We start from the raw sequence: 24,194 nt of genomic DNA, 5'->3' as shown, positions 1-24,194 counted from the left end.
TGGTCGACGGGTACCTGATCGGCGTTCAGCGCTCTGGACCGAAGTAGCCCGGTGCGCGTCGCGGCCTGGTCGGTCCGGAGGAGTACCGCACGTGCGCAACGGAGGCGCTGCTCGTCGGCTTCCTCGGAGGTAGCGCCCGGAGTGCGGTGTCGATGATGTCGCGGGTGCGGGTGTCGCTCTGGGGGAGCAGGTGGGTGTAGGTGCGCAGGGTGAAGCCGGGGTCGGCGTGGCCGAGGCGTTCGCTGACGGTCTTGATGGACTCGCCGCCGTCGAGCAGGACGCTGGCGTAGTAGTGGCGCAGCGCGTGGCAGCCGTTCTCGCGGGTGGGCGCGATGCCGGCCGCGGTGAGGGCGGGTTTCCAGATCTTCGCGTTGAAGTAGTGCCGGTTGACCGGCTTGCGCTCGCGGGTGGTGAGGATCAGGTCGGCGGTGGTGGGCTTGCCGTCGGTGCCGTCCCAGCCGAGGGTGACGGTGCGGGCGGGGAAGCGGTCGAGGTGCTGCGTGAGTGCGTCGCGGACCGAGTCGGGCAGCGGGACGGTGCGGATCTTGCGGCCCTTGGGCAGGGCGAAGTAGGGCTGGTTGCCGGGGGTGAGCTTGATCTGGCGCCGGACGTGGATGCTGCGCCGCGCGAGGTCGAGGTCGGCGGCGGACAGGGCGAGGATCTCGCCCTGGCGCAGGCCGGTACCGGCCGCGAGCAGCGCGAGGATCGCGTAGCGGTCGGGCAGGGCGCGGTGGACGTCGGTGACCTGCTGCGCGGTCCACGGCACGATCTGGTGCGGGTCGGCGACGGGCTTGCGGACGGTGCGGTTGACGCACGGGTTCTTGGCGAGGATGTCGTCGGCGACCGCGGCGGTGAAGATCTGGGAGACGTTCGCGAACAGGGTGCGCTGGTAGCTGAGCGAGACGGTGAGGCCGCGCAGCCAGCTGCGGATGTGCGACGGCGTGATCACCTGCAGCGCGAGGTTCCCGAGCTTGGGGTAGACGTGCAGCTGCAGTCGGGCGCGGACCTGGTAGGCGGTGTTGGGGTCGGCGAACTGACCCAGGCGCCACTGCTCGGCGTAGTCGCGGAAGGCGATCTCACCGGCGCGGGGGTCGACGTAGGTGCGGCGGGCGAGCTCGGTGTCGAGACGGGCGGCGGCCTGCTCGGCGTCGGTCTTCCTGTCGAAGAACTGCTTGCGGTCCTCGCCGGCGTGGTCGCGCCAGCGCACGATCCACCGCTTGCCCAGCCCGTGCCGGGGCGTCTTCTGCCGGCGGGTGGTGCCGTCGGGCTGGCGTCGTTCGACGTACCAGGCGTCGTTGACGTGGGCCACGGGTTCAGGCGGCGCCGTCGGACTGCTCGGTGAACCAGCGCCGGACCTCGTCGGGGTCGTAGCGGACGTAGCGCCCGACGCGGCGTCCGGGCGGGCCGTAGCGGTGGTGGCGCCACTGGTAGAGCGTGGCGACGGGGATCTGCAGGTAGTGCGCCACCTCGGGGATGCCCCAGAGCGGTTCGGGTCGGTCGTCCACGGCAGGCCTCCGATCGAGGGATCGCGATGCCTGTCGACGTTGCGGCGGGCGATCGCTCGACGCGTGGCTGCGTCGTTCCTCGGTGTGGTCGGGGGCGTGGTCAGGTCGTGGTCCGACCGTGGCTGTTGTGGAGGATCGACAGATTCGATCGTGCACGTCCTAGCCGGCGTCTGAGACCCCGATCTGACGATTCGTTCGTCACAACGGACAAATACAAGATCCACCAGGCGTTTGGGGCGCACGGGCCCGATCGGACCCCGTGGCCCTGTCCGCAGGGCGGTCCCGAGCGTGCAGGTCACAGCGTTGCGAGAGGCCGAAAGACGATCTTCGTTTGGGGCGCATCTGGGGCGCACGAGCACGAAAAACGGCGGTTGACGCCGACAACCGTCGAGAGACGTATTGCCTGGTCAACCGCCGTTTCGAGCCTGACCCGGAGGTCAGGAAAACGCCCGAATCAGACGTCGTAGTAGAGCGAGACGTAGTGCGCTGACCTGCACGAATGAACATCATCTCGATGATCGTGGCACATCTGTGGCACATGGGCGCGGCCCGGGACGTCGGGGGAGCGCCGGCAGCGCCGCTTCGATGATCTGCTTCGTTCGGCTCTCGCTGCTCGGAAGGAGGTGGGTGTAGGTACGCAGAGTGAAGGCCGGATCGGCGTGGCCGAGGCGTTCGCTGACCGTCTTGATGGACTCGCCACCGTCGAGCAGGACGCTCGCGTAGTAGTGCCGAAGCGCGTGACAGCCGTTGTCCCGCGTCGGCGGGACACCGGCGACCACGAGGGCCGGCTTCCAGATCTTCGCGTTGAAGTAGTGCCGGTTCACCGGCGTGGACTCCCGACTGGTGAGCACCAGCGAGACGGTGAGTGGGTCTCCGTCTGGCCGGTCCCACGGCAACGTCAGCGTCCGGGCGGGTAGGACTGTCAGGTGATCGAGGACGGCGTCGATCACCGATGCGGGAACGGGAACCGAGCGGGTCTTCCGGCCCTTCGGTAGGGCGAGGTACGGCTGGTTGGCGGCCGTGAGCTTGACCTGCCGCCGGACGTGGACGGTCCCGTGCCGGGTGTCGATGTCGTCGGGGGTGAGGCCCAGGATCTCGCCCTGCCGCAATCCCGCGCCTGCGGCGAGGGTGGCGAGGACGGCGTACCGGGCGGGAAGGGCATCGCGGACGCCGGCCACCCACTGGGCGGGCCACGGGATGATCGGGCGCGGGTCGGGGGCCGGTTTGCGGACAGTGCCGGACCGGCAGGGGTTCTTGGCGATGAGGTCGTCGGCGATGGCGGCGCCGAAGACCTGGGAGACGTTCGCGAAGATCGTGCGCTGGTAGCTGCGTGCCATCCGCAGGCCGCTCGTCCACTGGCGGATGACCGACGGGGTGATGGTGCGCAGCGGCAGGTGCCCGAACGTCGGGTAGACGTGGAGCCGGAACCTGATCCCGACCTGGTAGGTGGTCCCGGGATCGGAGAACTGCGACTGTCGCCACTGCTCCGCGTAGTCGCGGAAGCGGATCATGCCGGCGTCCGGGTCGAGGTAGGTCCCTCGTGCCAGTTCGGTCTCGATCTCGGCCGCGGCGCGTTCGGCGTCTGCCTTGCGGACGAAGGACTTCTTCCGTGGTGTGCCCGCGTCGTCGCGCCATCGGACCAGCCACCGGGACCCGACACCGTGGCGCGATGTGGGGACCTTCTGCGTGGTCCCGTCCGGCCGCTTGATCAGTGCGTACCAGTTGTCGTCGACGGTGGCCATCGGCTACCCGAGGTGCGGCGGCTGGTGGCGTCGCCGGCACCTGCCTGTTGAGGTCGCGGCGGCGGAGATCATGTGACTGTCTCGCTCCGGTCGTTGAACCATCTGCGGACGTCGTCGGGGTCGTAGCGGATGTAGCGGCCGACACGGCGGCCTCGGGGTCCGTACGCGCGGTGGCGCCACTGATAGAGGGTGGCGACGGGAACGCCGAGGTAGGTGGCGACCTCGTGAACGCCCCACAGCGGGTGCGGCTGACTCTCCATCGATGCCTCCGGATGTTGCGTCTCGATCCGGAGGATTCGCGGCCGTTGCTGTGGCTGCGTTGCTTCCTGTGGTCGGTGGCGGTGATTGTCGGGTTCGCGACTCCTCCGCAAGGAGGATTCCGCCCTCTGTTACACGCCGATCAGGGCGCTGCCTACGTCGCGGGCGACCACGGCTGGATGGCGACACAACAAGCGTGGTCGACGCGTTGCCTATCCGTGGTCATGGAGTTGCTGCCCGGCATGCTGCGGGCGTTCGTTACCGATTGGAACTTGATCACGTCTGCCGCACCCTCCTCGGTGCGCCGTGTGCGCGAGCGCGTGGCCCACGCCGAGGAGCCCAGCTGGCCTACGACTCGGGATGTGTCACGCCCGTGCGTCGAGCTGGTTCAGGGCGTGTTGTGTCGCGCCGGCCTCTGATGTGAGGTGTGCGCTCGCGAGGCGGGCTGCCAGCTCCGTCAGGTTGCGTTGGACGCGCAGGATGTCGGCAGCCGGTTTGCCGGCATAGGCCAGGTAGCGCTCGAGGAGCGGTTGGACGAGTGGCGCAGCGTGCGGCGTCTGCCCGGCGTCGATCAGGCGCGCGACGACGTTGTGTTCGGACTCGGCCAGGGCGAGGTCGTGTCCGAGCGGATCGGTCGGGGTGGTGATGGCCCGCAGGGTGTCGAGGTTCGCCCTCTGGGCTGCCAGCGCTTGGGCGGGTAGCCCGGCGGTGAGCAGCGGTTTGACCAGCTCGCCGAGATCTCGGGCGGCGCGGGCGAGGTCGGCGCCTGCAGCCGCGGTGTAGGCCTGGTAGTTGCTGATCGCCGAGCCGGCCAGGGGGCCCACGTCCGCGAGCTGCTTGTTCTCGATCATGCGGGCGATCAGGTTGTGCTTGGCCTCGGCACGCAGGATCAGGTACGCGGTGCGCTCGGCCGCTGCCGGGCTGAATTCCTCCAGCACGTCGACCGACGCCTGCTGTACGGCCTGCGCGTCCGCTGTCTGCCCCGCAGCGCTGAGCTCGCGGACCAGGGGGGTCAGCTCTGCGGCGGCGCGCATCACGTCGGCCCCGGGAAGGGTGGCGTAGTGGCGGGTGCTGTGGACCATGAAGTGCGCCCATCCGCGCAGGTTCGTGGCGACCGTGGGCGGATCCGGCGCCGCGCCGGGAGGTGGAGGCGGCTCGACGAAGAGCACCCAGCTCGTCGCCACGTACTCGACGACCCCCGCTTCGACCTCGACCAGGGAGTCGAAGTCGAACTGGACCGCGGAGTCGAAGCTGAGCAGCCAGGTGCCGTCCCTGTCGAAGGTGGACGCGCTCGCCACCGAGTCCAGCGCCACGGTGAAGTCCACGTCGTCGTCGGCTGCCATTGCCGAGACGCCGACGGAGGTCGAATGGTGGACGACGTGCTGTTCTGGCCGGCCAGGATCGAATCTGGGGATGGTCAAGGCGGTGGGATAGCCCGTGACGTGTGCCCGGTGGAGGTCGTCCCCGAAGTACCCCATGCCCCACAGGCGCGATCGCACGACAGCGAGCATGTTGAACGGGGCGGGCCCGGCGACGGGGATCTTGACGATCGGGATGGCCTCGTTGAAGGCGGCCTGGGACTCGAACCCGGCCCGCTGGACGACCTGCGCCGGAGTCGGCGGGCCGGGCGTCATGCCGGCCCGGTTTCGTGGTGCGAGGCGAAGTCGACGTGCTCGCGGGTGGGGGCAGCCGGCGTGAGTGTGAAGTCGGCTTCCCCCGTCGCCCGCATGCCGATCGTGCCTGTGCCGACCGCGTGCAGACCAGGGGCGCCGACAGTGACGATGAGGCGCTTCAGTTTCGGCGGGTTGGCGATCACGTAGGACGCGCGACAGGTCTGCTCGCCTACCGTCACGGAGACGATCTGACCGCTGGCGACGGGACGGAGGTCGATGGTGCCGGTCGGGAGCGTGCCGGGCACGCCGGGTGGCGGCGCCGAGGGGGGCGGGCCGTCGGTGACGGTCACTGCGTTCGCTTCGATCACGAAAGCGCGCTGCGCAGCGGCGGGCGTGGTCTCCGCAGGCCGGAACTGCGAGGTGTTCCAGACCAGTTCTCCGCTGATCTGCGCGGGGACATCGCGCATGGCCAGCACGACCTGGAAGGAGAAGCGGTGCAGGAACGAGGCCTCGCCCATCAGCGACAGCCGGGTGGCCAGCACGAGCTCGTCCGCCTCAACGGCCAGCTCGGCCTGGTCGACGGCGAAGCCGAAGGAGCTCTCCTCGTTGCTGATGCTCGCCAGCGAGACGGTCACCGTCGACTGCTCGACGATGTCGGCTGGTTGGCGCAGCAGCACGCGCGCCGACGTCCGCGTCATCTCGTCGGTATCGACACGCCATTCCGGCAGCGCGATCCCGGACACCACCACGATCGAGCGGCCGTCGTGGCCGAGATCGGCCCGCACCACCGAGTGCGACGTGACCTGGCCGGCGATGTTGACATCGAGATCCACCGCTGCCTCCTCGGGGGGAAGAACCGCAGATTGAGGGCCGAACGCCGACGACGATACGCACGCCGACCCGCTGTGTTCACGATTTCCGCGACACCCCCTGTCAGCGGTGGGAAACCTGACCCGTGTCGCCGCGTGAGTTCCAGGGTGGAATGGGGTCAATTCCGAGCGGCGTTGGAGGCCCTGCCGTCCGACAGCGACGTGAGCAACGCTTGCGCAGCGGGTCGATCGCACCGTGATCCGATGTGGCCGTCTCGGGGCACCCGTCGAGCGCCCGGAGCCGACCTACTACTCGATCATGATCATCACGGCGGTCCGCTTTGCTGGCGCGTGACGATGTATGCGGCCGGTCAGGTCCGGTAGGTGACGGTGCGCATCATGCCGTCTTCCATGTGGTAGTGGTTGTGGCAGTGGAACATCCAGGCGCCCGGATTGTCCGCACGCCAGTCGAATGTCAGCTCACCGCCGCGCGCCGGAACCGCGGCGGTGTCCTTGAGCGGCCCGTTCCCGCCGGGGGTGGACACCCGGAAATGGTGACCATGCAAGTGCATCGGGTGCCACTTCATGCTCTCGTTGCGCAGGGTGAAGCGCACCCACTCGCCGGAGTCGACGAGGAACGGTTCGGTGGGGTCGAGGCCGTCGGCGAGGATGTCGGTTCCGGACAGGGTCAGGGCGAACGTCCGATCCGGGGAGCCGGCGGCAGGGGTCTCCTCCTTGCCTGTGTTGACCAGATCGTCATAGGTCAGGAGTCGCCCATCGAGCTCGGTGGGGCGCAGATCCGATGGTGGCGCGGTGGATCCGGCGGCGTCGAGGTAGCGCAGGATCGCTCGGCCGTATCCCGTTCGTCCCTCCGGCATGACGCCCACCTGCCACGCCCCCGGAGCGTCGGCCTCGATGAGGACGTCGTAGCGCTCGCCCATGCCGATACGGATGGCGTCGACGGTGACGTGCTGCACCGGCATGCCGTCGGCATGGGTCACGGTCAGCCGGTGGCCACCGATGGCGAAGCGGAAGCCGGTGTCGGCCGCAGCGTTGATCACGCGTAGACGGATCCGTTCGCCGAGGCGCACGTCCAGCGTGTACGGGTCGGCCGGGGGCCGGGCGTTGACCAGGGTCAGCGGGTAGAAGCGGCCGCCGAAGGAGACCCACTCACGGGGATCGGCCGGGAGTGCGGGGCTCCCCGTCGGGTCGTGGCCGCCGTGGCCGGCGGAGTACTCGGATCGGTCGTCGAGCCCGTCGCGCCAGTCGTCCAGCAGCAGGGTGTACTCCCGGTCGTAGGAGAGCTCCTCGTGGCGCGGCTCCACGATCAGGGCCCCGTAGAGGCCCCGATCGAGCTGGTGCCCGACATGGGCGTGGTACCAGTGTGTGCCGGCCTCGGGTACCACGAACTCGTAGTCGAAACCGGCGCCCGGCTCGACCGGTGCCTGCGTGAGGAACGGGGCCCCGTCCATCGCGTTGACCAGCGAGATGCCGTGCCAGTGCACCGTGGTCGGATCGGACAGCCCGTTGCGCAGCGGGACACGGAGGGTCTCTCCCTCTCGGAGCCGGATCTCCGGTCCGGGAACGGTGCCGTTGTAGCCCCAGGTCTCGACGGGGGTGCCTTCGAGGTCGAGCCGAACCTGCCCGGCATCCAACCCGAGCGTGGTGACCGGCCCGAGCGGGGACGTCCCAGCGAAGGTGATGCCGGAGCAGGCGCCCAGCGCGAGAGCGCCCACTCCGGCGCCGGCCATCATCAGGAGCTCGCGGCGCGTCCAGGTGTCTCGGCGGGGTACGTCCCGGCGCCTCCCGAGGTGGGTCCGTGCTGTCATCCCGGTCCGATCTCGGTACCGCCGACCACGGGGTGGGACGGCTCGAATGGCGTGTTCTCGACGGTGATCGTCGGTGCGATCGAGGGAGCCGGTCCGGTGGCGCCCCCGATGTCGCTTGTACCGACCACGGTGTCGTCAGGGAACCGGATCCAGCCGACTCTGTCGTCGGTGTCCGCGCTGGAGGTGGCGGTGTAGAGGCCGGTCGGTTCCTCTCCCAGCAGGGCCACGAACGACCACTCGGCGCCGTCGCCGCGGGTGACCCCACCGTGGATGACGCGGCCGTGGATCCCCCCGACCAGCGTCGACCCGTCGAGTGCGCGGAGATCGAGCAGTCCGCCGGTGGCTGCGCCGTCGAACCAGACCCCGATCTGGAGGCCGTCGCTGATGAACCCGGTGGCCCGACCGTCGTGAACGGCGATGGCCACAGCGATGATGCCGTCGGCCGATCGGCCCACGAACATCGTGTCCGGCCTCGCTTCGGAACTCGTGGCGGTGCCGGAGGCCGGCGGTGTGTCGCTCGGCGTGGTGCTGCCGCATCCGGCTGCCGCGACCAGCGGGAGTGACAGCACGACGACCGCACGCAGGGTGATGACGCGGATCCGGGTTCCGCATCCGAGTCGGCGCATCGATCCCTCCGTGGAGCAGCTGATGAGGATGAATTCGCTGACGGGCCGACGTTCGTCACCGCCGTCCGCATGGTGGAGGAGACGCGGAGCAGGTCGTGGATACAGTTGCGACCTGCGGGCCCGAACGGGCCGGCGATCTCGGCGGTCTCTGCACGGGGTCTCGTGGAGGGATGGCGACGGTGGGGGCAGTGACGCGTGCTCGGGGTCGAGTCGGGCTCGTGCTGCGAACCATCGGCGCGCCGCTGATCGCGGCGACGCTGGTGCTGCTCACCGGCAGCCCGGCGCTGGCCCACTCCGATCTCGTGCGCAGTGATCCGGTCGACGGTGGGGCGGTGGACGGGGTCGCTCGTCCGGTCACGCTGGAGTTCGGCGACGAGCTCGATGCGGGTTCTGTCACCATCAGGTTGATCGGCTCGGCTGGATTTCAGGCTCAACTCGCTCCACCGACGACGACGCGGACCGTGGTCGTGCAGCCGTTGCCGACCCTGATCAACGACGAGTACGTCCTCTGGTACGGAGCCGTCGCCACCGACGGCCATCCCGTTCGCGGCAGCATCAGCTTCACGGTGACCGGCTCTGTCGTCCGCCAGACCAGCGGCCCTGTTCATGGACAGCACGCGCTACCGCCCACCGCCGCTACCGGCTCCGGTCACCATGGGGAGGCGGCCCAGCATCCATCCCTCCACGTATGGGCGTGGCTGGTGGGTGGTGCCCTGGTGATCGGGTGCTCGGTGGTGGCGGTGCGTTGGCTCAGCGGGCGGCGGAGAGCTTCGACGTATTAGCCCTGGTCGATCGGCAGGGCGATGTCGGTGACGCCGTCGAGCGCCCCGAGATGCTCGGCCGATCCGGTGAGCAGGTCCACCTCGAACAGCCCCCGCATACCGCCGACCTCCAGCGTGGCGAAGGCCCGGTTGCCGTCGGCCGAGGTGTAGATGTCGGCTCCGGCGTCCGGGCCGGCGTCCACCCCCAGGCCGCCGGTCGGGGCGAGCGTCCCGGCATTGGCGGGGGACTGGATCGCGACCCGGTCGGCGGTCGTGTCGACGGCGAACAGCGTGGTGGCGGTACCGGCCGCATCGTCGTTGTTGGTGTACGCGACCGCGGTCACCCCCTCTGCGGGTGTGGTGCCGGTGGCGGGGGCGACCGCCGGGTTGGTCAGGGCGGTGTCGGCCACCGTCGGGGCACCGGGCATGGCGAAGGGTTGGCGCAGGTTCTGGCCGGTGTCGCTGACGACCCGCAGTGCGTTGGCGGCGGGATTGAAGTCGACGCCGAAGAGCTCGCCGGCGAGGTCGATGCTCAGCTGGGCGACCTTGGTGGCCGTGCCGTGCCCGTCGATCGTGTAGATGCCGCCTGCGTCGCCGACGCCGTAGAGGGCCCCGTCCTGCACCCGGTAGTCGATCCCCACGAGTGAGACGTCGCCGTCGAGGCCGGTGACGTCGGTGGCGCCGTGCTGGTCGGTGTCGTCGGTCTCGAAGTCGACCAGCGTGATGCCGTCGACGAGGCCGACGACGTCGAGGCCGTGCCGCTCGGTGGCCGAAGCGGCGGACAGCGGCACGGCAAGTAGTGCGCCGGTGGCGACGGTGACGAGGCCGGCCTTCAGGGACGTGCGCATGAATAGGCCCTTCGGTGTGGAACGCGGGCGCGGTGGTACGCCGACCCTTCCTACGCACGACCGGCCCGTGGCGTTCATCCGACCGAGCGGGTTCTACGGTGTGTAGATGCCACATCAGCAGGTCATGCCCTCCGGACCGGCCCGGGTGGGGCGGTCTCGGTCGGCCGTCGGCTCCCTCGTCGTGGCCGGGACCTCGCTCGGTCTGCTCGTTGCGCTGTGGCTGACGGCCTCCGCCGGGTCGGCGATCGCCGACGTCCTCGGATTGCCGGATCCCGGGCTCGTCGTGCGATACGGGCTGCCTGCCGTACGGGTGGTGGCCGACATCGGTGCGGCGGCGACGGTCGGGTTCCTGCTGCTCGCGGCGGTACTGGCGGCCCCACAGGCCAGCGGGTACCTCGACATCGCGGGGTACCGATCCGTCCGTGTGGCTGCCGGATGCGCGTGGCTGTGGGCGGGGGCAGCGTTGGTGATGGTCCCGCTGACCGTGGCCGAGGTGCTGGGACGCCCGGTCGGTGACGTGCTGGCACTCGGTCCGTTGGCCGCAGCCCTGCCGTTGCTCCCGACGTCGGCGGCATGGTTGCTCACCGCGGTACTGGCCACTCTGATCGCGGCCGGTTGCCGAGCGACCTTGACGTGGGGGTGGGCCGGTGTGCTCCTGGGGGCCGCGGTCGTCGGGCTGCTGCCGGTGGCGGCCACCGGACATTCCGCGGTCGGGGGGTCGCACGACCTCGCCACCGACAGCCTGATGATCCACATCGTGGCCGCGGCGGTGTGGGTCGGCGGGCTCATCGCGGTGCTGTCGCTCGCCGCGCGTCCCTCGCCCGACCAGCTGGGCACGGTGCTGCCGCGCTTCTCGATGATCGCCGCATGGTGCTGGGGGCTGATGGCGTTGTCGGGGCTGGCCAACCTGGCGGTCCGCATCCCGTTGACGCTGCCGAACCTGCTGTCCGGCTACGGGGTCATCGCGGTGGCCAAGACGGCGTCGCTGATGCTGCTCGGGGTTCTCGGCTACCTGCACCGGCGGAGCGCTCTGGCCCCGGCCGTCCGGGGTGACCGCCGCGCGCTCCTGCGGCTCGGGGCGGGCGAGGTGCTACTGATGCTGGCCACGATCGGCCTGGCCGTCGGTCTGGGGCGGACGCCGCCCCCAGCCCCGGGCGAGACCGGTGAACCCTCGCGCACCGGTGAGGAGCTGGGGTACGAGCTGGCCGGGCCACCCTCCGGGCTCGGCGGTCTTGTCGTCGACGGGCGTCCGGACCTCATCTTCGTCGTCGTCGTCGCGGTGATGCTGGTGGCCTATCTGGCCGGCGTCAGGCGGCTGGGCGCGGAGGGACGGGCGTGGCCGATCCGCCGGTCGTCGGCGTGGCTGGCCGGCTGTGCTGTGGTGCTCCTCGCGACCTCGTCCGGTCTCGGTCGCTACGGAGCGGCGATGCTGAGCGTCGGTGTCGCGGCGCAGCTGCTGCTGACGCTGGTGGCACCCCTGCTCCTGGTGCTCGGGGCGCCGCTGGCGCTCGCCCGGCAGGCGGTGCCGGAGGTCAAGCGGGTGCTCGCGCACCCGACGATCGCCGTGCTGGGACGTCCGTTCCCCGCGGTGCTCGTCTTCGCGGCGACCGTGGTGATGCTCTACGGGTTCGGGCTGATCGACTCCCTGCTCGCGTCACAGCCGGGTCGCCTGGCCCTGGACGCGTTGCTCCTGTCGGTCGGTGTCGTCCTGGTCGGGGCGTTGACGAGCGGGGCCGTCGCCCGCGGCCGGGCTGTGGCCCTGCTCGTCCTCGTCCAAGCCGGGGTCGGCATCGGCCTGTTGCTGCGTACCGAGCCGATCGCCGCGACGTTCTACCGGGGGCTGGGCCTGCCCTGGGTACCCGACCTGCTCGATCAGCAACGCCTCGCCGGTGTCGTGTGGTTGGTGGGACAGGTGGCGCTCGTCCCGATCCTCGCGGTCGGGCTTGCTCGGGCGCGAGCACGGTGATTCACGGGTGCGCGGCCGAGGGACGTCAGGTGCCCGGGGCGCAGCCGGCGTCGGGCAGGGGAGTCGTGTACGGGTTGTCGCTCAGCGCCCGGATGAACTGTTCGAAACGCGGGTCGTCGGGGGTGTCGAGGGTGAGCCGGTGTCCCCACGCCTGCAGGGAGATCGGGCTGTCGAGACCGGGAAAGGGCGACATGAAAAGGAAGTCGGCGTCGGTGACCCGCGTGACGGTGAGGGCCTGCACCGTGTTCGGAGCGGTGCGGGCGGGGTCGTAGGTGATCCAGACCGCGCCCCGTTCCATGGCGTGCACGGCGTCGGTGTCGGGGATCGGATCGGGGTGGGCGACCCCGTCGCACGCCGCGTACCCCGGGCCGTGCGGGCCGCCGACGGGGGGAACGGCCCTGCCGTCGGCGGTGGAGCCGGTCGCGGCAGCTGCGTGGTCGTGGTCCGCGACCGGCGTGACGACGATCCCGGGGATCCGCGTCGAGGGATCGGGCTGCTCCGCCGTGGGGGCGAAGGAGGCGAGCTCCCGCTCGGCGTCGGACGGGATCAGGACGCTCACCGCAACCACCCCGAACGATGCGGCGGCCAGCAGCAGGACCAGCGGCCCGCCGATCCGCGACCACCGGCCGACCGGCCGGTCCTGCGGCTGCTCGCTCATCGGGCGGCCCGCCTGCGCACCAGTACCGGGAGCAGCAGCGCGAGCGCGGCGAGCAGCAGCATGGGGCCGTCACCGGTGCGGGCGTAGGGCGTCAGACCGGTGCGCAGCGGCACCGCCTCGCGCAGCAGGGCCGGGCTGCCGAGCCCACTCTGGGCCAGCACCCGCCCGTCGGGAGCGACCACCACGGAATAGCCGGTGGGCGCCGACTGCAGCACCGTGCGGCCGTACTCCAGGGCCCGCAGCCGGGCGCCGGCCACCTCGATCGCAGGCACGTCCTCGGTGACGTAGGACGCCGCGTTGGTAGGCACGAGGACGATCCTCCCGCCTGCCGTGACGGCCTCGCGCACGCGGTCGGCGAAGAGAACCTCGTAGGAGATGACGACGCCGAGCGGCCCGGCCGGGGACACCAGCACGGCGGTGCCCTCGCCGGCGATGGCGTCACGGGGCACGAGCGCGGTGAGGTCGGTGACGCGGCTGAGCAGTTCGCGCCCGGGGATGTACTCGCCGAACGGGACGCGGTGTTCCTTCTCGTAGCGGCCGAGGATCGTGCCGTCGGGACCCCACAGCACCGCCGCATTGCGGAACCCGGGGCCCTGGTTCTCCACGACCCCGACGACGACCGGTGCGTCGAGGCGCCGGGCGAGCTCGGCGGCACGCGCGTCACCTGCCGAGCCGGCGATCGACCCGTCGACGCTGATCACGGTCTCCGGGAACAGCACCAGGTCGGGGGAGCCGGTGATCTGCTCGGCCACGGCGAACTGCCGGTCGGTGGTGTCCTGCGGGTCGGTGAACACCGCCCGGAGACCGCGCGGCCCGCCGCCCTGCACGACCGCCACGTCCAGGCTGCCGGCATCGGCGGTGGCGACGGCCGCGCCCACCGCGACGGGGACACCCGCCAGCGCCACCGCCACACCCACTGCGATCAGCCGGGCCCGGCCAATCGTGAGAACCAGGGCGGCCAGGCCGACGCCGGCGGTGGCGGCCACGGCCGTGACCAGCAGCGAGCCGCCCAGCGGCGCAACGAACACGAATGGGCCGTCGAGCTGCGCGTGCACGAGTGCGGGGAGCGGGAACCCGTTGAACGGGAACCGGGTCTGCGCCGCGTCGAGCAGCACCAGCCCGGCCGGCAGCGCCCACCAGCCTCCCGCCCAACGACCGCTGTGGGCGGTGGGCACGAGACCGACCGCAACGGCGAGCATGACGGCCTCCAACGCGGCAATCGCGACGTACCCGGCCGCGGCGAAGCCGGTGAGCCAGCCCAGCGTCGTGCCGTACAAGACGGCGCCCGCCACACCGCCGAGCCACAGCCGGGCACGGAGCCCGCGCCCGTGCAGCGCGACCGTCAGCGCGGCCACCCCGAGCGGGAGCAACGGCCACCATCCTCGCGGTTGCGCCCCGAGCGCCCAGGCCGCACCCGCGCCGGTGGCCAACAGGATCGCGAAGCGCAGACGGGTCGCCGGACCGGCGGCGCCCGGCCGGTCGATGCGAACTGGGGCGGCTCCCGGTGACGCCGGCAGATCCGTGTGGATGGTGTGTCCCTTCGGTCCGGCTCGGCCGGTTGTTCGGCACTTCTACTATCTCGCGTAGAAGTTCGGGTCGACCACCTGGGGGGTGTCCGTCGCGAGGTCAGACCCCGGTGACGGTCTGCCAGACCAGGAAACCGTTGAGGCCGATGATCACGACCGCGGCCAGGCCGGCGACCGCCGTGGTGAGGCGGTGGTTGACCAGTTCGGCCATGATGTCGCGGCGACGCGTGAGCAGGATCAGCGGAACGAGCGCGAACGGGATGCCGAAAGACAGCACCACCTGCGAGAGCACCAGTGCCCGCGTGGGGTCGATGCCGATGCCGAGCACGACGAGCGCGGGGGCCAGGGTCAATGCGCGGCGCAGCAGCAGCGGGATCTGGCGCCGGATGAAGCCCTGCATGACGACCTGCCCGGCGTAGGTGCCCACCCCCGACGACGCGAAGCCGGACGCGAGCAGCGCGATCGCGAAGGCGAACGCGGCCGGCTGGTCGAGGACACGCCCGAGCCCGTCGTACACCCCGTCCAGGGTGTCAGTGTCGGGCACGTCGCTACCGAAGAACAGCGTGGCGGCGATCACCAGCATCGCGGCGTTGACCAGACCGGCCAACCCCATCCCGACCGCGACGTCGGTCTGCTGGCGACGCAGCAGGAAGCGGCGATCTGCCGCTGTGTCAGCCCGGATCCGGGTCTGGGTGAGGGCGGAGTGCAGGTAGACCACGTGCGGCATCACCGTGGCCCCGATGATGCCGGTGGCCAACAGCACGCTGTCGGTGCCGTCGAACCGCGGGACGAGCCCCGCGACGGCGTCGGCCCCGACGATGTCGATGCGCACCACCGTGCTGAGGAAGCCCAGCAGGATCACGGCGAACAGACCCGCGACGGCCCGCTCGAACGGCCGGAAGCCGCGGGACTGCAGGGCCAGCAGGGCGAAGGCGACGATCCCCGTGATCACCCCGCCCGTGAACAACGGGATGCCGAACAGCAGGTTGAGGGCGATCGCGCCGCCGATGACCTCGGCGAGATCGGTGGCGATCGCGACGATCTCGGCCTGCACCCACATCCCGCGGGAGACCGGGCGGGGGAACCGGTCGCGGCACATCTCCGGCAGGTTCCGGCCCGTGGCCAGCCCGAGTTTCGCCGACAGCGACTGGATCAGCATCGCCAGCAGGTTCGCAGCGACGATCACCCAGAGCAGCAGGTAACCGAAATGCGCGCCCGCGGAGAAGTTCGTGGCGAAATTGCCCGGGTCCACGTAGGCGATGGCCGCGACGATGGCGGGCCCGAAGAATATCAGCCGCCCGCGCAACGGCCCGCGGGCACGGATCTCGGCGACCGTCGGTGCGCCGCTGCCGGGACTGTGAGCGCCGGTCGCCGCGTCGGTAGTTGCCATTACCAGAGATAGTAGACGTCTCTCACATCTGCCGGCAGGGTCGCCTGACCTTCCGGTGCGCGGCGACGTTCTCGGCAGGCTCGGCCGCCATGCGCGCTGCGACCGGGAGCAACTCGGAGACCTACGTGCGGCAGTGGTCGGGTCGGTCGATGCCGCCGCGGGTGCTGCGTGCGATGTCCGTATCGTGTGGGTCATGGCTCTTGACGCGGTCGGCGGTGCAGAGCGGTCCGCTGAACCGGCTCGGGCCGGCCGACGTCGACAACGGTGGCTACTGGTAGCCGTCGTGCTGGCTGCGGTCGTGATCGTCGATCAGGCCACGAAGGAAGTCGCGTTGCGCCTGTTCGTCGAACCGTGGCCCATCCTGCCCGGAGTCGGGCTGGCTCTGTCGTTCAACACCGGCGCGGCGTTCAGTATGTGGACCTCGCTCACCCCGTTGATCACCGCCTTCGCCGGGGTCGTCGTCATCGCCATCGCATGGTTCGCCGGTCGGGCCGCCTCGGCCGGATGGGCGCTGGTGCTGGGCCTGGTCGGCGGAGGAGCAGCCGGTAACCTGATCGATCGGCTGGTCCGCCCGCCGGGACCGGGCCGGGGTGCGGTCGTCGACTTCGTGGACGTCGCCTGGTTCGCCGCGTTCAACCTGGCCGACGCGGCGCTGACCGTCGGTGTGGCCGTGGCGTTCGTTCTGTCCTGGCGGGGGCAGCCCGTTCTGATCACGTCGGGCGGCGCGGCGCGGTGACCCGCGGTCGACCAGGAGTCGGCGCCCGGGCGAGACGGTTCCGGTCGTCGGGCTGTCCGGGGTGAGCCCGGGGCGAGCGATCGGGCAGAACAGTGCCGTCCTGGTGGCCTCGGCCGCAGTGGCTGTCCCCGTCGCCGTCGCGTCCGCCATCGTCGCTGAAGAGGCGGCCGTGCATGTCGCCATCCTCGGTGTGATCACCATCGTGATGGGGGCCCTACGAATCCGGCTCGTCGGCCGGAACCGTGGTCTCCTGCAGTTCCTCACCGGCTGTGTCGTTGCCCAGCCCGTGCTGCACGCGGCCGTGAAGGTCGTCCCCCACGCACAGCTCGACCACGGTGTCGGTCCCGCGGTCGGGCAGGCCGACGTATTCGTCGGTGGCACGCAGTTGGCGGTCGCCCTGGCGCTCGTGGCCGCGGTCACCTTCACCGAGCAGCTCATCGCCACCGCCTCCGGCGTCGTTCGGGTCTGCTGGTTGCGGACGTGTCCGGTGCGGCTGCGCGCTACCGGCGAGGGGCCGAGGAGGCTCCGCACGCCGGTGCGGGCCCATCCGACCAGCCGCTACCGGCCGATCGCGATGCCTACCCGCGGTCCGCCGCGTTCGCCCGTCCCTGCTCGCTGAGCAATCACCGGCGGAACGCCGGCCGATTCATTTCACGCTTCTCCCATATTCTTGCGCGCCGAATCAACGAGGTATTTATACATGAAGGTATTGCATTTTTTGGCCGAGAACATTCTGGATGTAAAACGGTTGGGATTCCGCTTTCTGCTGCGGCACCTCCGGCGCCCCGCTGTCGATCACGGTGGGATGGTCACGGTGACGGTGCGCGACGTGGGGCGGCTGACGATCCGTAACGGGTCGCACGATGTGAACATCGTGCGGGAGATCTTCCGCGAGGATCAGTACCGCATCACGTCACCGGTGCACGATCGACGAGTCGACGCCGCTTACGGGGCCATCCTCGAGTCGGGGAAGCAGCCGCTGATCATCGATGCCGGAGCCAACAACGGGGCCAGCGCCGTGTGGTTCGCCCGCAGGTATCCGCGCGCCGTGGTCGTCGCCGTCGAGCCCGATCCGGGCAATGCCGCGGTGTGTCGGGCCAACACGGCGGGCTTCGACATCCGGGTCCGTCAGGCCGCGATCGGCTCGACGGGGGGTTTCGTGTCCCTGGTGGCCGACGGGCGCGAGAGTGACGCGATCGGGACGCGGCGGGAGGTGGCTGGGAAGGTGCCGATCCTCACCGTTCCCGAGATCGTGGCCGATCAAGGCGATGAATGCGAGCTGTTCGTGGTGAAGATCGACATAGAGGGGTTCGAAGCCGATCTCTTCTCCGCCGACACCGAGTGGGTCGGCCAGGCGAGCGCGATGTTCGTCGAACCGCACGACTACCTGTACCCCGGCCAGGGCGTAACCAGCTCTCTCCGGAAGGTCACCGCCACGCTCGATCTGGACCTGCTGGTCGAACGCGAGAACCTGGTGTTCGTCAGAAGGTGACCCGACAGGGCACCGGCGGCGCCCATCCGCGCCACCGGTGCCCTGCGGACGCGGGTCATGCGGCCAACGTGAGGTTCACGGCTGCGACTCCGACACCGGGCATCGGGTGCCGGGTGCGCACAGCGGTGCCGGCCGGGTTGAGGCGTAGGGCGTGGTCGCGAGTCGGCAGCGATCGCGGGCGCGGCGGAGTCGCGGGGCTCCTCCTCGGCCGTCCTCACGGCTCACGTGCCGTTCGTCGCGCCCTCGTCCCCGCCGGATGACGCCCTGAGACCCACCCGGGTCGTCCGGCGCAGCATGCTGGTCTGGATGGCGGTGTGCGGGCCCACTGGGCGCGCCCGAGTCGCCGGAGGGCGGCGTGGGCTCTCAGGAAGGCAACCCGTCGCACCGGCCGGTTCCTACTGTGCGGGCATGGACGATGCCGAGCTTTCGCCCCCGGCCCGGGTCGTGGTGTTCCTGGCCGCGCTGGCGGTGGCGGCGGCCGCGGCGTGGACGGTCGGAGGGCTGTCCTCGGAGCTGGTACCCGTTCCCGATCTCACGCGGCCCGCTGTGCTCGGTGGCTCAGGCCAGGATGTGCCCGCGGTAAGCAGCGGTGCGGAGGACGACGGTGGTGGACCGGGATGGGTGGCTCCCGTGCACGAAGGCGCGCACGGCCGATGAGCGTCGGTGCCCTGCCACGGCCCGACCGGCCGCACGATGTCGGCGCGTCGGTGGACCACGCGCACCCGACCGCCCGGGTCCCGAGCGCCCCGCTGTCGCCGGCCGGTTCGGCCGTGGACGAAGGGGCCGCCGTCGCCCGGTCCGGTCGGGCGGACCGCGGTCCGCTGCACGCCCGGGTCCGTGGCTGCGCGGTGCTCACCGTGCCGGTGGTGGTGCTGACGTGGGTGCCGCCCCTGCAGTTCCCCGCATGGCAGTGGGTCGGCCTCCTGCTCACCGCGCCGATCATCACGTGGGGTGCCCTGCCGCTGTACCGGTCGGCTCTCGCCGAGATACGTCGCGGGAGCGCCGCGGTGAACGTGCTCGCCACGCTCACCGTGTCGGCGGCGTTCGCCATGTCGGTGCACAGCCTTTTCGCAGGCCCGGCTGGTGCGCCGGGCTACCGGCAGGCGATGTCGCTCACCGTGATCTGGGGGGACGGCTCCGGGCAGCTCCACCTGGAGGTGGTCGCGGTCGTCACGACCGCCGCGCTCGGCGCGCGGTGGCTCGCCGGTGGGCCGCGCCCTACCGGCGCGAGCACATGGTTCGTCCCCACCGTCCTGTTCGCCGCGGCGATCGGGGCCTTCTTCTGGTTCGGCGCCGGCGCCGGTCGTCCCGCCGCTCTGGAGATCGCCCTGGCGGTGTTGGTGGCGTCCTGCCCGGTTGCGCTGGCCCTCGACCGGCCCGCGGCGGCGCTCGCGGCAGCGGATGCGCTCCGCAGGTTCGGGATCACGCTCCGTGGAATGCCTGCGTTGACGGTCGCATCCCGGGTCAGCGCCGTGCTGATCGCCGGATCGGCCACGCTCGGCCCGGACGGCGCGCGGGCCGGGGCGGGGACGCAACCCCTCGGCCCCACGGCCGTCGCCCGGTTGCGCGGTCTGGACCTCGACCCGGTTCTGCTCGCCAGCGGTGCCGACGACGTCGCGCGGGCGCATGCCGATCTCGCCGGCGTCGAGACCGTCGTCGCGGGCCTCCGACCTGCGGAGACGGCCGCCGCCGTCCGCCGGCTGCAGGAGGCCGGAGCCGTTGTCGCGGTCATCACCGGTGACCCCGACGAAGCTCCCGCGCTGGCGGCAGCCGACCTCGGCATCTCCCTGTCGTCGGCCGTGGACGTGGCGGACGTCGTCATCGCGGACACCGACCCGGCCGCCGTCGTCGAACTCGTGCGGCTGGGCCGGTGCCTCCCGGCCACCGCTCGCGCCGCGCGCAGGTGGACGGCGGCGACCGTGACCCTCGCGGTGCCGCTCGCCGCGGCCGGGCTGCTGCACCCGGCCGTCGCGGTGGGAACGGTTCTGATCGGCGCGGCCGGTGTCGCCGCGATCAGCCACGGCCTCCGGGGCCCGTCTCCCGAATGGACCCAGATCCACCGAGCGGATCACGGAGAATCGCCATGAACCGACAGCACTTCCGCCCGATCTCGTGCACCGCCCGGCTGGTGCTGGTCGTCGCGTTGGCCGCTGCGGCGTCCGGGTGCGCGGCGGAGGCGTCCGCCCCGCCGTTAGCCACCCCGGCGCAGGCCGCCCCGGGCGCCTCCTCCGGCGAGCAGACGGACGGTCACAGCGCTGCGGGCGAAGCCGTGCTGTACGCCGTGCAGAGCGGCCCGCTCGGTGTCGTCGTGACCGATGGGGACGGACGGCTCCTCTATCGGTCGGAGGCCGATAGCACGGCGCCACCGACGTCGCGCTGCACCGACGGCTGCAGCGCGTCCTGGCAGCCGTTCGCCGTCGGGTCCGGCCAGCAGCCGGTGCTGCTCGGCGTCGATCCGGCGGTGGTGGGCTCCCTCATCCGGTCCGACGGCACGACGCAGGTGACGCTGGCGGGATGGCCCCTGTACCGGGATCCGGCCGACCAGGGTGGCCTGACCGACAGCGGCCGGCACGGTGAGGACGACCAGTGGTTCGTCGTCACCCCGACCGGCGACCGGGCCGCGGCCCCGTCCTGACCTGCAACCGAGGAGACGCGTGCAACGTATGGCCCTGCCCGCGGTGTCCGGGCCGATCACCGGCCGTGGTGCGCGGCAGTGGACCGTCGTGGTGCTCCTCGTGGTCGGGTCGGTCGCGGGCATGCTCGTGGCGGCCGCGCTCGGGGTGTCGGCGGGACCGGCCGCGATAGCGGGTCTGCCCGATGCCGGGCCGCTCGTGACGGTCGCGCTGCCGATGGTCCGGGTGTTGTCCGAGGTGGCTGCGACGGTCACGGTCGGGATGTTGCTGCTGGCCACCGTTCTGGCGCCGCCGCAGCGCGGCGGCTACCTCGATGTGGCCGGCTTCCGGGCGGTGCGAACGGCCGCGGTGTCCGCGGCGGTGTGGGCGGCGGCGGCGCTGCTGATGGTGCCGCTCACCGTGGCCGAGGCGTCGGGTCGCCCCCTGGTCGAGGCGCTGGGCTCGCTCGCCGCGGCGTTGCCGGTCCTGCCCACGTCCTCGGCCTGGCTCGTGACCGGCGCCGTCGCGGCTGCCGTCGCGGTCGGGAGTGCGGGCACCCTCACCTGGGGATGGTCGGTCGGCCTGTTCGCCGCCGCCGTCGGCGGGCTGCTGCCGGTGGCCGCGTCGGGGCACTCCGCCGTCGGCGGGTCCCACGACATCGCCACCGACAGCCTGCTGCTGCACGTCGTGGCGGCCGCGCTCTGGGTCGGTGGTCTGCTCGCGATCCTGCTGGTCGCGACCTCGGCGCCGCGGGCGCTGCGCACCGCGCTGCCTCGTTTCTCCACGCTGGCCGGGTGGTGCTGGGCCGTGCTCGCCCTCTCCGGACTCGTCAACCTGGCCGTCCGTGTCGGCGTCGACCCACGAGGCCTGCTCACCCCCTACGGCGCGCTCGTCGTGGGGAAGACCGTGGCTCTCGCCGCGCTGGGCCTGCTCGGGCTCGTCCACCGGCGACGCACCGTCCCGGCCGCGGCCCGGGGCCGCACGGTCGATTTGTTGCGCTGGGGTGGACTGGAACTCCTGATCATGGTCGTCACGATCGGGCTCGCGGTCGGGCTCGGGCGCACCCCACCTCCGCCCGGGCCGGCGACAGGGACGAGCCGGGCCGAGGAGGTGCTCGGGTACGAGCTCGCCCGACCGGACGGGCCGCTGCAGCTCGTGACCTGGATCCGGGTCGACGTGCTGTTCGCGCTCGTCGTGGCCGTTCTCGTGATCATCTACCTCGCCGGGGTGCGCACACTCCGGGTCGTGGGCGAGGCGTGGCCGCTGCGCCGCACCGTCGCCTGGTGCGGCGGCGCACTGGTCGTGCTCGTGGCCACCTCGTCGGGCATCGGCCGCTACGGGGCGGCCATGCCGAGCGTGGCCGCTGTCGGCCAGGTGCTCATGCTGGCCGTCGCGCCTGCGTTGCTCGCCGCCGGTGCGCCGCTGCGGCTCGCGTGCCGCGCGCTGCCCGCGGTCGGTAAGACGGGTGGGCCGAGTCCGCGGGGCAGTCTGTTGTGGTTGCTGCGCCGTCCCCTGGCCCGGCGGTTGCGCCGGCCGGGCGCCGCGCCGCTGGTCCTCGCGGCGGTTCAGCTGACCCTGTACGGCGCCGGGGGGCTGGACCTGCTGCTGGCTTCGTCGGCCGGACGTCAGGCGTTGGACGCGTTGCTGTTCCTGACCGGCTGCGTCGTCGCGTCCGGCCTCACCGGCTCCTCTGGCCCGCGCCTGTGGGAGGTTGTCGCCCTCCTGGGTGTGCAGCTGGCCGTCGGGATCGCCCTCCTCGTCCGACCGGACGTCGTCGGTGCGGAGCACTTCCGCGGTGTCGGACTCGTCTGGGTGCCCGACCTCCTCGCCGAGCAGCGGTGGGCCGCGGTCGTGTGGCTGGTGTGTCTGCCGGTTGCCGCAAGGCTGCTACTGGCTACCGTGTCGCCCGGTCGCGGCGATCCTCCGCGGATCGGGTCGGCGAAACTGTCCGCCACGCACGGCGTCGTCACGGGTGGAGGTACCTCAGCTCGGGTGTGATCGGTCGGGACCGGTGCCGCGGCGGGTCAGTCGCCGGAACCAGCTGCCGCCGTAGAGGGGAAGCGCGATCACCAGCAGGACGAGCACGGGGATCCCGGCGAACACGCCGATCGCCTGGAGTGTGGTCATGAAGGGTCCTTCCGTGACGGGCGCCCGCCCGGGAGCGGGCGGGCGCCCGTCGAGGTGAGGGATCGGACGAGGGATCGCCTATCGGGGATCGGCGCCGTGGACCGACACGCCGAGCCGGTCACTCGGATCTCCGGTCCTGGTGCGGAACGTCGACGTCGCCGGACTCGTCATGCGCCTTCTCGGGCGCGTGGGCGTCGGCCTCCGGGCCGATGGAGGGGACACCGGCGATCACTGCCCGGCGCTCGATGGCCCGTCGCCTGCGGTCGGGATCGGTCAGCTGCGCGACCAGTAGGCCGGTGACGAGCAGCACCACCAGCCCGGCGACCACGAGCAGCGGCCAGATCTCGCGGCGTCCGGTGATCGCGTAGCTGGCCAGCACGAAGGAGGTCATGGCAGGAGTCCCGTCCAGTAGGGCCAGAAGCGCACCGCCACCAGCGTGGCGACCGCGACCAGCCAGACGGCGAGCACGGCCCCGTGGTACCCGGCGAGCCGGGAACCGGCCGGTCCGCGGCCCAGGTTGTGCAGCGTCGTGTACCAGAACACGGTGATGGTCACGACCCACACGGCCATGCAGTACGGGCACAGCGCGCCGATCACGTAGAGGCTCTGCGCGATCAACCAGTGGACGAACAGGACACCGGCCGTCGCACCGACCTGCAGCCCCAACCACATCCACCGGGGGAGGGCGACGCCGCCGACCACCGCCGCACCGAGGGTGGCGACGACGGGGAATGCGAGCAGGCCGATGAGGGGGTTGGGGAAGCCGAACACCTCGGACTGCGGTGACGACATGATCGATCCGCAGGACAGGACCGGGTCGATGCTGCACGCCGGGACGAACTCGGGGTCCTCGAGCAGGGCGATGCGGTCGAGGATCAGCGCGAAGGCGGCCAGGGCGCCGACGCTGCCTCCGGCGAGGAGGATCCAGCCGGTCGCCCGGCCCAGGAACGTGCCGGCCTCGGCCGGGGGCGCGGTGCCCCGGGCCCGTACGTCGAGTGGGGACATGGACCTTCTCCTATCGGGCGAGGGCGAGGTCGAGCTGGGACCGGAGGTCGTCGAGGGACTCCGGCTCGAGACGCGCGCCGTCGAGGAAGAACGTGGGGGTGCCCTGCACGCCGGCCACCTCGCCGTCCGCCCGGTCCCGGAGCACGCGCTCGAGAGTGGCGGGATCGGACACGGCCTGGTCGTAGGCGACGAGATCGAGACCCAGGTCGACGGCGAACTGCCGGAACAGGGCAGCCTGCGACTCCTGCTGCTCGCCCCACTGCGTCTGGGTCTCGAACATCGTGCGGTACATGTCCTCGAAGCGGCCTTGCCGGGCGGCCGCCTCGACCGCGACGGCGGAGTTCTCGGCGTTCGCGTGGCTGGGGATGGGGAAGTAGCGGGCGACGAAAGTGACGCGGTCGCCGTACTCGGCGCGCAGCTGCTCGACGGCGGGGAACGCGGCCCGGCAGGACTCGCACTCGAAGTCGAGGAACTCGACGAAGGTGGCCCGGCTCTCGGACGGGGTGGACAGGAGGTGGCTGTCGGCGCGGACGAGTACCTCGTCGGGTACCAGCTGGGCGGCCGGTTGCCCACCGGCGAAGTCGGGGACCGCGGTGTCGTTGCGGGTGAGGAGCAGGGCGCCGACGAGGACGGCGAGGACCACGAGTACGACGGTCAGGGTGGCCCGGAGGTTCTTCGTCATGATGCCTCT

The 24,194-nt window shown here is 71.5% G+C and carries 25 protein-coding genes; 9 read left to right on the top strand and 16 right to left on the bottom strand.

Annotation, left to right across the window (positions count from 1 at the left end):
* Positions 1-25: 25 nt before the first annotated feature.
* The 8 genes from H6H00_RS28805 to H6H00_RS28770 all read right to left on the bottom strand — a co-directional run bounded on the left by H6H00_RS28805 (position 26) and on the right by H6H00_RS28770 (position 8,181).
* Positions 26-1,309 carry a tyrosine-type recombinase/integrase gene (locus tag H6H00_RS28805; protein ID WP_185718777.1) on the bottom strand — a complete coding sequence of 428 codons (1,284 nt, stop codon included), beginning with the start codon at positions 1,307-1,309 and terminating at the stop codon, positions 26-28.
* A 4-nt stretch (positions 1,310-1,313) separates the two neighbouring features.
* Positions 1,314-1,505 (bottom strand): helix-turn-helix transcriptional regulator, encoded by a 192-nt coding sequence (locus H6H00_RS28800; RefSeq protein WP_185718776.1) that lies wholly within the window; start codon positions 1,503-1,505, stop codon positions 1,314-1,316.
* A gap of 506 nt (positions 1,506-2,011) precedes the next feature.
* Positions 2,012-3,247 (bottom strand): tyrosine-type recombinase/integrase, encoded by a 1,236-nt coding sequence (locus H6H00_RS28795; RefSeq protein WP_185718775.1) that lies wholly within the window; start codon positions 3,245-3,247, stop codon positions 2,012-2,014.
* A gap of 68 nt (positions 3,248-3,315) precedes the next feature.
* Positions 3,316-3,507 carry a helix-turn-helix transcriptional regulator gene (locus H6H00_RS28790; protein WP_185718774.1) on the bottom strand — a complete coding sequence of 64 codons (192 nt, stop codon included), beginning with the start codon at positions 3,505-3,507 and terminating at the stop codon, positions 3,316-3,318.
* 363 nt (positions 3,508-3,870) lie between these two features.
* The gene (locus H6H00_RS28785) at positions 3,871-5,139 is read right to left on the bottom strand and encodes a hypothetical protein (protein ID WP_185718773.1); all 1,269 of its coding nucleotides are present in this window, start codon (positions 5,137-5,139) and stop codon (positions 3,871-3,873) included.
* Positions 5,136-5,951, bottom strand: a complete 816-nt coding sequence (locus H6H00_RS28780; RefSeq protein WP_185718772.1) for a hypothetical protein — start codon at positions 5,949-5,951, stop codon at positions 5,136-5,138. The genes H6H00_RS28785 and H6H00_RS28780 overlap by 4 nt, the downstream gene beginning before the upstream one ends.
* Positions 5,952-6,298: 347 nt before the next feature.
* Entirely contained in the window at positions 6,299-7,756 is a 1,458-nt protein-coding gene (locus H6H00_RS28775; RefSeq protein ID WP_221775704.1) for a multicopper oxidase family protein, read from the bottom strand.
* Positions 7,753-8,181, bottom strand: coding sequence for a hypothetical protein (locus H6H00_RS28770; RefSeq protein ID WP_185718771.1), 429 nt, complete (start codon positions 8,179-8,181; stop codon positions 7,753-7,755). The genes H6H00_RS28775 and H6H00_RS28770 overlap by 4 nt, the downstream gene beginning before the upstream one ends.
* Before the next feature lie 419 nt (positions 8,182-8,600).
* Here H6H00_RS28770 and H6H00_RS28765 point away from each other — a divergent pair, with 419 nt between their 5' ends.
* Positions 8,601-9,164, top strand: a complete 564-nt coding sequence (locus tag H6H00_RS28765; RefSeq protein ID WP_185718770.1) for a copper resistance CopC family protein — start codon at positions 8,601-8,603, stop codon at positions 9,162-9,164.
* Here the strand turns inward: H6H00_RS28765 and H6H00_RS28760 are convergent.
* Positions 9,161-9,991 (bottom strand): DUF4394 domain-containing protein, encoded by an 831-nt coding sequence (locus H6H00_RS28760; RefSeq protein WP_185718769.1) that lies wholly within the window; start codon positions 9,989-9,991, stop codon positions 9,161-9,163. The two genes, H6H00_RS28765 and H6H00_RS28760, sit on opposite strands and share 4 nt — an antisense overlap.
* Positions 9,992-10,097: 106 nt before the next feature.
* On the opposite strand from H6H00_RS28760, the gene H6H00_RS28755 reads away from it, so the two are divergent.
* Complete coding sequence (locus tag H6H00_RS28755) at positions 10,098-11,957, top strand: bifunctional copper resistance protein CopD/cytochrome c oxidase assembly protein (protein ID WP_185718768.1); 1,860 nt, start codon at positions 10,098-10,100, stop codon at positions 11,955-11,957.
* Positions 11,958-11,982: 25 nt separating this feature from the next.
* On the opposite strand, the gene H6H00_RS28750 is transcribed toward H6H00_RS28755, so the two are convergent.
* The 3 genes from H6H00_RS28750 to H6H00_RS28740 all read right to left on the bottom strand — a co-directional run bounded on the left by H6H00_RS28750 (position 11,983) and on the right by H6H00_RS28740 (position 15,531).
* Positions 11,983-12,615, bottom strand: coding sequence for a thioredoxin-like domain-containing protein (locus H6H00_RS28750; RefSeq protein WP_185718767.1), 633 nt, complete (start codon positions 12,613-12,615; stop codon positions 11,983-11,985).
* Complete coding sequence (gene lnt / locus H6H00_RS28745) at positions 12,612-14,045, bottom strand: apolipoprotein N-acyltransferase (protein ID WP_255425422.1); 1,434 nt, start codon at positions 14,043-14,045, stop codon at positions 12,612-12,614. Before lnt ends, H6H00_RS28750 begins: the two co-directional genes overlap by 4 nt.
* Positions 14,046-14,241: 196 nt before the next feature.
* Positions 14,242-15,531, bottom strand: coding sequence for an Nramp family divalent metal transporter (locus tag H6H00_RS28740; protein ID WP_185718766.1), 1,290 nt, complete (start codon positions 15,529-15,531; stop codon positions 14,242-14,244).
* Between the two features lie 55 nt (positions 15,532-15,586).
* On the opposite strand from H6H00_RS28740, the gene H6H00_RS28735 reads away from it, so the two are divergent.
* The 7 genes from H6H00_RS28735 to H6H00_RS28705 all read left to right on the top strand — a co-directional run bounded on the left by H6H00_RS28735 (position 15,587) and on the right by H6H00_RS28705 (position 22,369).
* A complete protein-coding gene (locus H6H00_RS28735; protein ID WP_185718765.1) occupies positions 15,587-16,267 on the top strand; it encodes a signal peptidase II in 681 nt (226 codons plus the stop codon).
* Between the two features lie 118 nt (positions 16,268-16,385).
* Positions 16,386-16,886 (top strand): hypothetical protein, encoded by a 501-nt coding sequence (locus tag H6H00_RS28730; protein ID WP_185718764.1) that lies wholly within the window; start codon positions 16,386-16,388, stop codon positions 16,884-16,886.
* Positions 16,887-16,967: 81 nt separating this feature from the next.
* Positions 16,968-17,759: an FkbM family methyltransferase gene (locus tag H6H00_RS28725; RefSeq protein ID WP_185718763.1), complete on the top strand. Its 792-nt coding sequence runs from the start codon at positions 16,968-16,970 to the stop codon at positions 17,757-17,759.
* A 408-nt stretch (positions 17,760-18,167) separates the two neighbouring features.
* Positions 18,168-18,416: a hypothetical protein gene (locus H6H00_RS28720; RefSeq protein WP_185718762.1), complete on the top strand. Its 249-nt coding sequence runs from the start codon at positions 18,168-18,170 to the stop codon at positions 18,414-18,416.
* A gap of 113 nt (positions 18,417-18,529) precedes the next feature.
* Positions 18,530-19,846 (top strand): hypothetical protein, encoded by a 1,317-nt coding sequence (locus H6H00_RS28715; RefSeq protein ID WP_185718761.1) that lies wholly within the window; start codon positions 18,530-18,532, stop codon positions 19,844-19,846.
* Positions 19,843-20,394, top strand: a complete 552-nt coding sequence (locus H6H00_RS28710; protein WP_185718760.1) for a hypothetical protein — start codon at positions 19,843-19,845, stop codon at positions 20,392-20,394. The genes H6H00_RS28715 and H6H00_RS28710 overlap by 4 nt, the downstream gene beginning before the upstream one ends.
* A 28-nt stretch (positions 20,395-20,422) precedes the next feature.
* The gene (locus H6H00_RS28705; RefSeq protein ID WP_255425894.1) at positions 20,423-22,369 is read left to right on the top strand and encodes a cytochrome c oxidase assembly protein; all 1,947 of its coding nucleotides are present in this window, start codon (positions 20,423-20,425) and stop codon (positions 22,367-22,369) included.
* Here H6H00_RS28705 and H6H00_RS28700 read toward each other — a convergent pair.
* The 4 genes from H6H00_RS28700 to H6H00_RS28685 all read right to left on the bottom strand — a co-directional run bounded on the left by H6H00_RS28700 (position 22,355) and on the right by H6H00_RS28685 (position 24,185).
* Entirely contained in the window at positions 22,355-22,498 is a 144-nt protein-coding gene (locus H6H00_RS28700; RefSeq protein WP_185718758.1) for a hypothetical protein, read from the bottom strand. The two genes, H6H00_RS28705 and H6H00_RS28700, sit on opposite strands and share 15 nt — an antisense overlap.
* Before the next feature lie 118 nt (positions 22,499-22,616).
* Entirely contained in the window at positions 22,617-22,889 is a 273-nt protein-coding gene (locus H6H00_RS28695; RefSeq protein WP_185718757.1) for a hypothetical protein, read from the bottom strand.
* Positions 22,886-23,503, bottom strand: a complete 618-nt coding sequence (locus tag H6H00_RS28690) for a vitamin K epoxide reductase family protein (protein WP_185718756.1) — start codon at positions 23,501-23,503, stop codon at positions 22,886-22,888. Before H6H00_RS28690 ends, H6H00_RS28695 begins: the two co-directional genes overlap by 4 nt.
* A 10-nt stretch (positions 23,504-23,513) precedes the next feature.
* Entirely contained in the window at positions 23,514-24,185 is a 672-nt protein-coding gene (locus H6H00_RS28685) for a DsbA family protein (protein ID WP_185718755.1), read from the bottom strand.
* Positions 24,186-24,194: the final 9 nt, after the last annotated feature.

This window comes from Pseudonocardia petroleophila (genome assembly GCF_014235185.1).
Classification (GTDB): Bacteria; Actinomycetota; Actinomycetes; order Mycobacteriales; family Pseudonocardiaceae; genus Pseudonocardia; species Pseudonocardia petroleophila.
Note: the sequence above shows the minus strand (reverse complement) of the source record. Positions and strands in the feature narration are given on the sequence as shown.

Coding starts and splice junctions, on each gene's coding strand:
- H6H00_RS28795 (WP_185718775.1), bottom strand. CDS start 3,247: ATGGCCACCGTCGACGACAACTGGTACGCACTGATCAAGCGGCCGGAC.
- H6H00_RS28790 (WP_185718774.1), bottom strand. CDS start 3,507: ATGGAGAGTCAGCCGCACCCGCTGTGGGGCGTTCACGAGGTCGCCACC.
- H6H00_RS28785 (WP_185718773.1), bottom strand. CDS start 5,139: ATGACGCCCGGCCCGCCGACTCCGGCGCAGGTCGTCCAGCGGGCCGGG.
- H6H00_RS28775 (WP_221775704.1), bottom strand. CDS start 7,756: ATGACAGCACGGACCCACCTCGGGAGGCGCCGGGACGTACCCCGCCGA.
- H6H00_RS28760 (WP_185718769.1), bottom strand. CDS start 9,991: ATGCGCACGTCCCTGAAGGCCGGCCTCGTCACCGTCGCCACCGGCGCA.
- H6H00_RS28755 (WP_185718768.1), top strand. CDS start 10,098: ATGCCACATCAGCAGGTCATGCCCTCCGGACCGGCCCGGGTGGGGCGG.
- H6H00_RS28750 (WP_185718767.1), bottom strand. CDS start 12,615: ATGAGCGAGCAGCCGCAGGACCGGCCGGTCGGCCGGTGGTCGCGGATC.
- H6H00_RS28740 (WP_185718766.1), bottom strand. CDS start 15,531: ATGGCAACTACCGACGCGGCGACCGGCGCTCACAGTCCCGGCAGCGGC.
- H6H00_RS28725 (WP_185718763.1), top strand. CDS start 16,968: ATGAAGGTATTGCATTTTTTGGCCGAGAACATTCTGGATGTAAAACGG.
- H6H00_RS28720 (WP_185718762.1), top strand. CDS start 18,168: ATGGACGATGCCGAGCTTTCGCCCCCGGCCCGGGTCGTGGTGTTCCTG.
- H6H00_RS28710 (WP_185718760.1), top strand. CDS start 19,843: ATGAACCGACAGCACTTCCGCCCGATCTCGTGCACCGCCCGGCTGGTG.
- H6H00_RS28705 (WP_255425894.1), top strand. CDS start 20,423: ATGGCCCTGCCCGCGGTGTCCGGGCCGATCACCGGCCGTGGTGCGCGG.
- H6H00_RS28700 (WP_185718758.1), bottom strand. CDS start 22,498: ATGACCACACTCCAGGCGATCGGCGTGTTCGCCGGGATCCCCGTGCTC.
- H6H00_RS28695 (WP_185718757.1), bottom strand. CDS start 22,889: ATGACCTCCTTCGTGCTGGCCAGCTACGCGATCACCGGACGCCGCGAG.
- H6H00_RS28690 (WP_185718756.1), bottom strand. CDS start 23,503: ATGTCCCCACTCGACGTACGGGCCCGGGGCACCGCGCCCCCGGCCGAG.
- H6H00_RS28685 (WP_185718755.1), bottom strand. CDS start 24,185: ATGACGAAGAACCTCCGGGCCACCCTGACCGTCGTACTCGTGGTCCTC.